6 protein-coding genes are annotated in these 8449 nt (G+C 57.9%); 5 read left to right on the forward strand and 1 reads right to left on the reverse strand.

From position 1 onward, the window contains the following. Together HP499_RS16930 and HP499_RS16935 are read left to right on the forward strand one after the other, a co-directional pair. A partial coding sequence (locus tag HP499_RS16930; protein ID WP_216660101.1) for a hypothetical protein occupies positions 1-386 on the forward strand: 386 nt, incomplete at its 5' end. A gap of 17 nt (positions 387-403) precedes the next feature. After that, a complete protein-coding gene (locus HP499_RS16935; RefSeq protein ID WP_172325380.1) occupies positions 404-1345 on the forward strand; it encodes a zeta toxin family protein in 942 nt (313 codons plus the stop codon). Between the two features lie 296 nt (positions 1346-1641). On the opposite strand, the gene HP499_RS16940 is transcribed toward HP499_RS16935, so the two are convergent. Continuing rightward, a complete protein-coding gene (locus HP499_RS16940; protein WP_172325381.1) occupies positions 1642-2265 on the reverse strand; it encodes a DUF6338 family protein in 624 nt (207 codons plus the stop codon). A 288-nt stretch (positions 2266-2553) separates the two neighbouring features. Here HP499_RS16940 and HP499_RS16945 point away from each other — a divergent pair, with 288 nt between their 5' ends. The 3 genes from HP499_RS16945 to HP499_RS16955 all read left to right on the forward strand — a co-directional run bounded on the left by HP499_RS16945 (position 2554) and on the right by HP499_RS16955 (position 8103). Beyond that, a complete protein-coding gene (locus HP499_RS16945) occupies positions 2554-3720 on the forward strand; it encodes an AAA family ATPase (protein ID WP_172325382.1) in 1167 nt (388 codons plus the stop codon). A 9-nt stretch (positions 3721-3729) separates the two neighbouring features. Further along, the gene (locus tag HP499_RS16950) at positions 3730-6147 is read left to right on the forward strand and encodes a S8 family peptidase (protein WP_172325383.1); all 2418 of its coding nucleotides are present in this window, start codon (positions 3730-3732) and stop codon (positions 6145-6147) included. A 960-nt stretch (positions 6148-7107) separates the two neighbouring features. After that, positions 7108-8103 carry a LacI family DNA-binding transcriptional regulator gene (locus tag HP499_RS16955; protein ID WP_172325384.1) on the forward strand — a complete coding sequence of 332 codons (996 nt, stop codon included), beginning with the start codon at positions 7108-7110 and terminating at the stop codon, positions 8101-8103. Positions 8104-8449 lie beyond the last annotated feature (346 nt).

Raw genomic sequence — 8449 nt, forward strand, 5'->3', positions numbered from 1 at the left:
TTCGTGTGGCCGTGAATGAACTGGGCCAGATGGCGGTTGCTCGCGCCTTGAGCGTCTCGCAGCCCTCCATCAGCAAGCTTCTTGCGAGCGCTGAGGCTAGGGGCGTGGCGCCGGTCCCGGACGGGTTCAGCGGGGCAGGCCCATACGAGATCGCGGAGCGTTACGCAGCCGGCGATATCGGTCGTGACACTATGATCCGGGAATTGTCGATATGGCCATACGTGAGGAACGAAGGCGCCGCGGTGGCTGAGGCCGAGTGGGACTCCACGCCCTACGTGGACACGCCGGGGTCGTTTGCCGAGGTTGGGCGCGCCTTTGATGAAGGACTTATCGACGGGGACGCTTACGACCAGATTCTGGACTCTGACGAGGTGACAGAGGCCTAATGACTAGTCTGTAAAGCGTGACTACAGAAAAGCAGGCAGCAGCGCATCGCGTCACTTTGGAGCGCCTGAGCGTAGACGGGGGGCCGCTGTCCGCTGAGGCTAAGACCCTGGCCTCCAAAAACCCGGAGTGGTTCAACCTGCGGCGAGCCGAACCGCGCAGTGAACGGCGACTGTTGCACAACGACATCGTGACCCGGTTCATTGAGTCGATGCCCGAGGTCCGCAGGGGCAAGAAAGCTATTGTCTTGGCCGGTCCTCCCGGCGTCGGGAAGTCCACTGCCCAAGATGCACTCATTCAGACAACCGGGACGCAGAAAAAGCATTGGTTGTCGATCAACGCCGACGACTTCAAGGATAAGCTGCTCCAGCAGGCACTTCGGGATGGAAGCTACGGCAGCTACTTAATGCCGGCCGAAGTGCAAAGCCTTGAAGCGTCGGGGGAGAAGTTCTACCCGCGCGAGCTCGCAGCCTTGGTTCACGCAGAGTCCTCCCTCCTTGCCAGAAAGACACGCGGGGTGTCTCTGAAATCAGGGCTGAACGTTGTCATTGACGGAACCTTAGGCAACAACAAGCATGCCAGAGCTCTGCTCGAGCTGTTGCAGGCGGCCGAATACGATGTCCTAGTCGCCAGTGTCGAGACTACGCAAGCGATCACAGAGGCCCGCAGCATGGGCCGCTGGGAGCTAGGATATCTCGCCGCCGAAAACGGAACAGCTAAAGGTCTCGACGCCGAACTCGGAGGCCGCTGGGTTCCGCTGTCGTTTGTGGCATCACTATTCAACGAAGCGAACGCCCTGGAATCCATCTGCGCCTCCAACGCAGCCGCAATGGCCGCGGATTTTGGATGCGTCAGCGAGTACCGGGTTTATAGGGTCGCGGAAAAGGTCGGCGCACCGAAGCTGACGAAAAGACAGACCCGCGCCAAGCCCCACGGATCACTCGTTGTTAGTGAAGAGTAGGGCGGCTGATCCCTGTGCCTTAACTACACACACAGCATCGTGGTCATGACGCCCAGTCCAAGAGCCGACATCGGGGATGCTGAAACCACCAACCCTCTCATAAGGCCCGGCACCAGGGACCCAGGAAGTGCTGGATTAGCTGGGTACGGGAGGGAGCATCGCAGGTGGCGAACCAGTCCCTGGCGTGGACTTTTTGCGAGTAAGGCCATCAGTGCCGAAAACATGTTCCCATAATTCAAAACTAGGAAGCCTGTCAGCAATTGACTGACAGGCGTTCCTGCTGACGCCAGGTTGGGTCACCTGAGGAGCACGGCGGCATATTTTATCTGGGATAGCGGTATTGCGAGCGAATCGGCCTCATATGGTTCTGCGTTTTTGGATGAGTCCTTCTTGACGAACATTGGCGCGCCAAGGGCCATTACCTGCTCGTCAGCGGCACCCTCGGGAGTTATTCCTTCCAGATAGCCTTCGAAAACGCGCCCGTCTAGAAGCTCTGTGCTGATGTACTTGTGATGCGTCTTGTTGTTTGCCCGCAGGGCGTTCACCCACATGCTGGATCGATCGTTGAGGCGCCGTTTCGGCACGGGCATCCAGTTGGCGGCGAAGTGAGCCATGAAAATTGCCACTAGGAGTACTAGGCCGGCCGTTACGACGACGGCTCTTATGTTTCCTTGCAGGTAGGCATCTCCCTCTTTCAACCAGTGCTGCACGTCGACCAGCCAATTCACCAGTCCCCAAGGCCACAAGACCAAGATGGCGACGGAAACGCCGGTCGTCGCCACCCCGGCAACGAGTACCTGGAGGAGTTCGTCCAGCGCAGACGCTCGGAGGTCTCCGGTCTTCCGTTCCCGCTGCCGCACGAACCACCACCCTGGAATGAGTGCAACGAGGATGAGGAATGCACCGGCTTCGCTTGGCACTTACTTACTTCTTCGGAGCTGCGGGCGCAGAAATAGTAGGCGGTTGGGTGGGCCTGGAACCTCGTGACGGTGCCACGATGAAAGACCCCCTGCCGCTTTCGCTCAGTTTGGCCGTCTTACCGGGCTTGGCAACGCCGCTGGTTTCATTGTTTCCCATACCTTCCATCCTACATCGTCGATACTTCATGCACAAAACGTGAAAAATATGCGTGGATACTCATATTTAGACATGTTAGAGTGTTTGCTATCAGAGAGTATGTCGAAGACCCGTACGTTAGTGAGTAAAGCATGGAGAACTTCCCTACAGTCTTGGCCATTTGCAGAACAGCGATGCGCTCCCCAAGCGCCACCCTGACGCGCAATATCGGCAAGCTTAGGGACGCCCTTGGAAGCCAGGGTCACGAAGATCAAGCTGAAGCTTTGTCCGTGGTCCTCGCTGGAAAACGGGCGACGGACGCTCTCGCTCCGTCCCGGGTAGTCTTGGCTAGGGCGACCGTTGAGCGAATGACGCGTTCTGTTCATGCACCTGTCGATAAGGAATCGGGGGCGCCGCTGGCATCCATAATATTTCCTGGCGACGCAGAGCAGGGGCTGGAACCGATTCTGGAAGCCGACCTCGGCATGGCGATCGAAGCACTTGTCTCCGAGTGGCAGAGCGCGGGCATGTTACTGGACGCGGGTATCCGACCCCCATTGAATCTCTTGCTCTATGGTGCGCCCGGAACTGGCAAGACTGCCTTGGCCAAAGTCATCGCGGCTCAAATGAAACTTCCGCTCGTTACGGCACGCCTTGATGGCCTAATCTCGTCGTTTCTCGGGACCACGGCTAGAAACATTGCAAACCTCTTCGAGTTCGCCAACCGCTATGAATGCATCCTACTTCTCGACGAATTCGACGCGGTTGCGAAGATTCGAGATGATCCCCATGAACTTGGGGAGATTAAGCGCGTGGTGAATACCCTTCTTCAATGCCTCGATGAAAGGCGGGAACGTGGCTTCACGATTGCCATCACAAACCATGAGCATCTTCTTGACGCGGCCATTTGGCGGAGGTTTGATTCCCGGGTCGCAATACCGAGGCCAGGAGCTGGGTCCAGGCGGCGAATGGTGGCTCGTTTCCTCAATGGTGTTGCGGTCGAGGATGTGGATATTGATTTCCTAGCGTGGCTCACTGACGGCAGGAGTGGGGCGGAAATCGAAACCCTGTGCAGCTCCATTAAGCGGTATCTCGTGATGAACGGTACCGGCCGTAAGTCCCTGTTGGAGGCGCTTAAAGTCAACTTGTTGCTCAGCGCTGACCATTCCGACTCACCCCGTCAGGACATGTTCGCGGAGGATTTCGAGGGATTGGTCCGGAAGCTCAGTAACGACGAAGAAATACGCTTCACTCAGGAGTCTTTGGCTCGCTTATTCAACACGACACAGTCGACGATAAGTCGCTGGATAAGAAAGTAGGCACGGGGGATGGCCAATAATCCGATTCAGATAGTCCTCAACAGTGGATCGTTTGTCGATGACGTCAAGATCAATCCGGGGGGTCAAAACAAGGATTTCTTTGCAGAGAGAGACAAGGACTTCGCTGCCCACAAGTCTGGGCTCATAGACCAATTCAGCGCTGCAAGGACGGCTCTTGCGTCATCGGGACGTTCAACGGGAATTGCTCGGGTTTCCCTCAGCACGGCAGCACTGGCCAAATCCCATCGGCCGACGCAAGCTGTCCTCAAGCCCGACGTAGTGCCGATCCGCGGCGTATCGGATTTCGGGGAGCTTCTTATTGAAGTTACGACATCCTCTCTCGACGCCGTCATCGGCAAGATTGAGAGTGCTGAGCCAGCCACCAACCTCAAGCTCGACAGGAACGGGAAGCTCAAGGCGAACCCAAGCCGCACCCGAAGCGAAGTGGGTGCGATTGCCAAGGTTGTTCCCTACGGGCCGAGTGACAGGAGGCAATTTACCGTTGACGACGCCATCGCGTGGCTGAGAAATCCTCGGTCTGGACAGTACTTCCTGATCCAGATGTTTGTTCCTGCAAACGGTAGTAGTCAGGACGAAGCGCGTCGGAGGGCTGACGAGCTTTCGATATTCAGGAGAAAGCTCCGGAAGGTAGATCCCTCGCTGGTCCTGTCCGAACCGCCGTCCTGGTGGCATGATCGAGGATTCATGCGGCTCAGTATGGATGAGATTGACTTTCGCCCAGACGTTTTCAGGAGTGTCTTGGACGTCGTCGAAAACGAGCCCTTTGTTCGGAAGATCTGGCTTCCGTCGATAATTAGGCCCACGCGCACTAACGCGGTCGACGCAGCCTCAGATGAGCTTCATGCGTTGCCGGTTCCATCCAACGGAGCGAACTATCCGGTAGTCGGTGTCGTCGACACGGGTGTTGCCGCAATCCCGGCGCTCGATCCCTGGGTCGTGGGTCGGTCAGCGATGGGAGATCCGGCGTCTCAAGACACCAGCCACGGGACATTCATTGGGGCGTTGATCGCTGACTCGCAAACGCTGAACGCCCATGCAGAGGCTGGGGAGCCTTCGTGCAGGGTCTACGACCTCGGACTGCACGTTACCGACGAGCTGGAATACCAGCAGGCTTATCCGAACAGTTTCATGGACTTCTTAGAGCAATTGGACTTCGAAATAGCGTCCGCGGTGGCCGCCGGAGTCCGTGTTTTCAACATGTCGCTGGTCGTGGAGGAACTGGTCCGAGACGATGCATACAGCCCTTTTGCTGCTCGCCTCGATGCGATAGCCGACAAACACGACGTCGTTTTCGTCCTACCTACGGGAAATCTTGAACCCCCTCAGTTCCGACCAGAGTGGCCGGAAAAAGCCGAAGACGCACTGGCCATGCTGGCCAACTACAGGTATCCCGGCCTCGACCGAATGCACCAACCGGCCGACAGCCTCAGGGCCATCGTTGTTGCGGCTCTCGACCCCAAAACGGCGCCCGACGGCCATCTCCTGCCCAGCGTGTACTCCCGCCGGGGGCCCGGATTGGCGCTAGGCAGCAAACCGGACCTCTGCCACCTCGGAGGATCAGCCGATCCCTCTAACCGCTTGCGGTCACTAGACAGCACCGGAAGACCTGTCGAAGGCTGCGGGACGAGCTATGCCGCCCCATTGGTGGCGAAAACCTTGGGACAGATCGACCACAAAATTGCTGGGACAGTCAAGCGAGAAACTCTTACAGCCTTGGCCATCCACGGTGCTACAGCCCCGACCCATATCTCCCATAAGAAACTGGAATACGTGGCCAAGGATTTTGTCGGTTTCGGGCTACCGGATTTGTCGGAGAACATTCTCCTTTCAGATGACCATTCCATTACGTTGGTTTTCGAGGCCGAACTTATGCACAGGAAGGCCCTGACCTTCGATTTCCAATGGCCTCAGGCGCTGGTGCGCGCCGGAGGTAAATGTGCGGGTGAAGCTACTCTCTCCTTGGTCTATAGGCCACCTCTAGACCTGAAATACGGTAGTGAGACCGTCCGAGTCAATCTTGAGGCGTACTTACGCCAGGAAAAACTCAACCCGTCGACGGGGGAACTTTCTTACGGAGGGTTCTTCACATCAAAATCCTCCTCCGGCCAAGAACATGAGCGAGTGAAGGAAGGCCAAAAGTGGGGAGCCGTAAAGAAATGGTCCAGGAAGACCTCGAAAGCCGGCGTTGGGATGTCGTCCCAGTTTCGCCTAGTGGTAGAGCCGCTGGCGAGAAGCGGATTCGCCTTACCCGCGGAGGGGATTCCGTTCGCTGCAATCCTCACAATCTCGGATCCTTGGGGAGAAGCTCCCGTGTTTAACCAGATGCGCCGGTCACTGCAAGCTCGAGATGTTGCCATAGCCGATATCAGGACCGCGGCTCGTATTCGACCGCGGGCAGGGGGCTAGGCAAAGGACCAGTGGCACAGGTGCTTCTGCTTTGAGCATTGTCGAGTTGACTTCGGGGCTGGGAAAACACACATACATGCTACTATCGGTGCCCGAAAAGCAAATATTTCGCCCTCTACTTTGGCCTTTCGGGCTCCCGGCCGTCGGCGTCCCAACTTTCGCTCGAGCGTTCATCAGACCGCAGTTCAGGACTCTCATCACTTGTTGGCGATTGCTACATTAGTGTCCCGGTGATTTCGTGCTAATTGGCGAATGAGCCCGAATGTCCTTCCGATTTTGTCGAAAAAGAGGCCGTCGGCGCGGGTTGCGGCCACGGCTACATCGAACTGGGATTCGATCCACTTGAGCTGCTCGCTCAGGTTTCTGATGGTTGCGAAGTGCGGGTCGGGGCGACCTGGAGACCTGACAAATCACACGCCCCGGAACCACCATCCCGATTGGGTCGAGACGTGCCCCTTCACAGTTGAGGCCCTTATTGCCGAACATTTACATGCAATTTCAAGCAATCGTAAGTCGAAAAATCCGGACCGCGCAACAGCTAGCTTGCGCACCATCAGCGAACTCGTTCAATACCGCGGGCGCCCGTGGTCAGGCCGTCCCGTATAGGGATCCTTTGACACAAGTCCTCTCCTAAGGTCATGTGAATTCCGTTTGCCTCTGTACCAGGGTTTGCGAGGTCGAAGTAAACTGTCTCATTTCGATTTTCTCAATGTGGATAAGTTCACGCCTTTAGTGAGACTTGGGAGGCATGTTCATTCCTGATGACGCCAGTGGTGGCGCGGCCCGAGCCAATCAACAAGTCGGTACCTCTACGCCGCTTACGGTGATCGCTCCAGCGGGCGAACTGCGACTGACCGTCAGCCCTGGTTGATTTCCTTACTCCGGCTAAGCTGAGGAGCGCCGCTGGCATGCCACGGCAATTGCGCAGAAGCGGCGGAACGGCTCGCGGAAGGACAACAAATGGCTCGGCCGACAGTTCAGGATGTCGCCAGGACTGCTGGCGTGTCCGTGGGGACTGTTTCGCGCGTCTTGAACGGGAGCCCGGCTGTCAGTGCGGCGGCCAAGGAAAAGGTCAACGCCGCAATCCGCGAGCTCAGCTATCGCCCGTTGGCCTCTGCGCGGGATCTGCGCCGTGACAGGACCATGCGAGTCCTGGCACTCGCCAAGAACCTGGACTCACTCGTCATCAGTGAAGTTTTCAGGGGCGTCGGTGATGCTGCGGCGGATTCCGGTTACGTCAGCCTCATCGCGGCGACCGACGGGGACCTGGACCGCGAACAGCAACTCGTGGACATGCTTCGCAACGGATCCGTAGATGGACTGGTCATCTTCTCGCCCACCATGCCGGACGACGATGTCAACATCGTCGCCGAGCAACTGAGCGTGATCCAGGTCTGTGAAATCGTCGACGCCGAGGCCGCGTTCGGGGTGTCCATCGACGACCGCCAGGCTGCCTACGACATCACCAAACACCTGATCGACACAGGAGCCAAGAAGCTGGCCATGCTCGCCCATAGGGGCGCACGCTCGGGCCGGCTGCGTGAGGAAGGCTTCCTCCAGGCACTCGAGGAAGCAGGCTTGGAAGAAGACCAGATCCTGCTCGGTGAAGGCAACTTCGGATTCCACGCCGGCCGCGATCTCGCGAAGAAAATCCTGGAAACAAAAGACCTCCCGGACGCCATCTTCTGTGGAACCGACGTGGTCGCCGCCGGGTGCGTCCGTGAGCTCACCGACGCTGGCCTAAAAGTCCCGGACGACATTGCCGTAGCCGGCTTCGACGACTCAGCCCAGGCAGAAATGTGCGTCCCGGAGCTGACGACCGTTCGCCAACCCGCCTACGAAATGGGCCGAGTCGCCTTCGCTGAACTCCTCGAACGAATGACAGTCGAGGGGTCACATCGCAAGGGAAGAACCTTCCTCCCGCACGAACTCGTCATCCGAGACTCCACGAAATAAAGAGGGTTGACAGCCCTCAGTGGCCCCTGTCACACTACTTTGGAATCGATTCCACGGCCGCAAGGCCGATTCTTTTGAACACATTTGGAATCGATTCCACGGATCAGAACGAACCACCGGCAAAGAAGCCACCCTCAGTACGCGGGACAACCAAAGCGCGTGCTGAACTCCCACCGCCCACAGACCCCAAAGGAGCCACTTGTGGACTTGAACCGACCTGCTTCCCCGCTCCAGAGCCAGAACCAAACAACGCCCCGAAACCGCAAAACCCTCACATCAGCCGCAATCGCAGCCGCAGCCCTCCTCCTGACCGCGTGCGGCGGGGGAGCCGCACCCCAAGGTGCCG

The organism is Paenarthrobacter sp. CM16, assembly GCF_013179505.1.
In the GTDB taxonomy this organism is placed as follows: domain Bacteria; phylum Actinomycetota; class Actinomycetes; order Actinomycetales; family Micrococcaceae; genus Arthrobacter.

What these genes read in the sequence shown, in the direction of transcription:
- HP499_RS16945 (WP_172325382.1), top strand. Translation starts at nt 2,554, where the DNA reads ATGGAGAACTTCCCTACAGTCTTGGCCATTTGCAGAACAGCGATGCGC.
- HP499_RS16950 (WP_172325383.1), top strand. Translation starts at nt 3,730, where the DNA reads ATGGCCAATAATCCGATTCAGATAGTCCTCAACAGTGGATCGTTTGTC.
- HP499_RS16955 (WP_172325384.1), top strand. Translation starts at nt 7,108, where the DNA reads ATGGCTCGGCCGACAGTTCAGGATGTCGCCAGGACTGCTGGCGTGTCC.